At 51.6% G+C, this 2,958-nt stretch carries 1 rRNA gene; it reads left to right on the forward strand.

Annotated features, from left to right (window positions below):
• The first annotated feature begins 29 nt into the window (after positions 1 to 29).
• Positions 30 to 2,919: ribosomal RNA gene (locus tag R7P67_RS22960) — 23S ribosomal RNA — on the forward strand.
• The last annotated feature ends 39 nt before the right edge of the window (positions 2,920 to 2,958 follow it).

Below are 2,958 nucleotides of genomic sequence, written 5' to 3' on the forward strand. Positions count from 1 at the left end.
CATCAACTCGAAACTCCTTCGGGTTGTATGGTTAAGTGACTAAGCGTACACGGTGGATGCCTTGGCAGTCAGAGGCGATGAAGGACGTATTAACTTGCGATAAGCCCAGATTAGGTAGTAAAAACCATTTGAGTCTGGGATTTCCGAATGGGGAAACCCAATACCATAAGGTATTACTGTTGAGTGAATACATAGCTCAACAGGGCGAACCGGGGGAACTGAAACATCTAAGTACCCCGAGGAAAAGAAATCAACCGAGATTCCGAAAGTAGCGGCGAGCGAAATTGGACTAGCCCTTAAGCTTTACACGCGTTAGACGAACAGCCTGGAAAGGCCGACGATACAGGGTGATAGTCCCGTAGTTGACGACGTGTGTTCAGTGAAATCGAGTAGGGCGGGACACGTGATATCCTGTCTGAATATGGGGGGACCATCCTCCAAGGCTAAATACTACTGACTGACCGATAGTGAACCAGTACCGTGAGGGAAAGGCGAAAAGAACCCCTGTGAGGGGAGTGAAATAGAACCTGAAACCGTGTACGTACAAGCAGTAGGAGCAGGCTTGTCCTGTGACTGCGTACCTTTTGTATAATGGGTCAGCGACTTATATTCAGTGGCAAGGTTAACCATCTAGGGGAGCCGTAGGGAAACCGAGTCTTAACTGGGCGTTCAGTCTCTGGATATAGACCCGAAACCAGGTGATCTAGCCATGGGCAGGTTGAAGGTTGAGTAACATCAACTGGAGGACCGAACCGACTAATGTTGAAAAATTAGCGGATGACTTGTGGCTAGGGGTGAAAGGCCAATCAAACCTGGAGATAGCTGGTTCTCCCCGAAAGCTATTTAGGTAGCGCCTCGGACGAATACTACTGGGGGTAGAGCACTGTTAAGGCTAGGGGGTCATCCCGACTTACCAACCCTTTGCAAACTCCGAATACCAGTAAGTACTATCCGGGAGACACACGGCGGGTGCTAACGTCCGTCGTGGAGAGGGAAACAACCCAGACCGCCAGCTAAGGTCCCAAATTACTACTAAGTGGGAAACGATGTGGGAAGGCTCAGACAGCCAGGATGTTGGCTTAGAAGCAGCCATCATTTAAAGAAAGCGTAATAGCTCACTGGTCGAGTCGGCCTGCGCGGAAGATGTAACGGGGCTAAGTAGTAAACCGAAGCTGCGGCAATGCACTTTAGTGCATTGGGTAGGGGAGCGTTCTGTAAGCGGTTGAAGGTGTGTGGTAACGCATGCTGGACGTATCAGAAGTGCGAATGCTGACATGAGTAACGATAAAGGGGGTGAAAAACCTCCTCGCCGGAAGACCAAGGGTTCCTGTCCAACGTTAATCGGGGCAGGGTAAGTCGACCCCTAAGGCGAGGCCGAAAGGCGTAGTCGATGGGAAACGGGTTAATATTCCCGTACTTCTTACAATTGCGATGGGGGGACGGAGAAGGCTAGGTGGGCCTGGCGACGGTTGTCCAGGTTCAAGTGCGTAGGCTGAGAAATTAGGTAAATCCGGTTTCTCTTAAGGCTGAGACACGACGTCGAGCATCTACGGATGTGAAGTCATTGATGCCATGCTTCCAGGAAAAGCCTCTAAGCTTCAGATTGTAAGGAATCGTACCCCAAACCGACACAGGTGGTCGGGTAGAGAATACCAAGGCGCTTGAGAGAACTCGGGTGAAGGAACTAGGCAAAATGGTACCGTAACTTCGGGAGAAGGTACGCTCTCGACGGTGAAGTCCCTCGCGGATGGAGCTATTGAGAGTCGCAGATACCAGGTGGCTGCAACTGTTTATTAAAAACACAGCACTGTGCAAAATCGCAAGATGACGTATACGGTGTGACGCCTGCCCGGTGCCGGAAGGTTAATTGATGGGGTTAGACTTCGGTCGAAGCTCTTGATCGAAGCCCCGGTAAACGGCGGCCGTAACTATAACGGTCCTAAGGTAGCGAAATTCCTTGTCGGGTAAGTTCCGACCTGCACGAATGGCGTAATGATGGCCACGCTGTCTCCACCCGAGACTCAGTGAAATTGAAATCGCTGTGAAGATGCAGTGTACCCGCGGCTAGACGGAAAGACCCCGTGAACCTTTACTACAGCTTGGCACTGAACATTGACCCTACATGTGTAGGATAGGTGGGAGGCTTTGAAGCGCAGTCGCTAGATTGCGTGGAGCCGTCCTTGAAATACCACCCTTGTAGTGTTGATGTTCTAACGTCGACCCCTTATCGGGGTTGCGGACAGTGCCTGGTGGGTAGTTTGACTGGGGCGGTCTCCTCCCAAAGCGTAACGGAGGAGCACGAAGGTGGGCTAATCACGGTTGGACATCGTGAGGTTAGTGCAATGGCATAAGCCCGCTTGACTGCGAGAATGACAATTCGAGCAGGTGCGAAAGCAGGTCATAGTGATCCGGTGGTTCTGAATGGAAGGGCCATCGCTCAACGGATAAAAGGTACTCCGGGGATAACAGGCTGATACCGCCCAAGAGTTCATATCGACGGCGGTGTTTGGCACCTCGATGTCGGCTCATCACATCCTGGGGCTGAAGTCGGTCCCAAGGGTATGGCTGTTCGCCATTTAAAGTGGTACGCGAGCTGGGTTTAGAACGTCGTGAGACAGTTCGGTCCCTATCTGCCGTGGGCGTTGGAGAATTGAAAGGGGCTGCTCCTAGTACGAGAGGACCGGAGTGGACGAACCTCTGGTGTTCGGGTTGTGTCGCCAGACGCATTGCCCGGTAGCTAAGTTCGGGATCGATAACCGCTGAAAGCATCTAAGCGGGAAGCGAGCCTTGAGATGAGTTCTCCCTGATACTTTAAGTATCCTAAAGGGTTGTCGTAGACTACGACGTTGATAGGCAGGGTGTGTAAGCGTTGTGAGGCGTTGAGCTAACCTGTACTAATTGCCCGTGAGGCTTAACCATACAACACCCAAGGGGTTTTGATGGACTCAATGAAAGAAC

It is taken from the genome of Vibrio sp. Vb0937, from assembly GCF_033338855.1.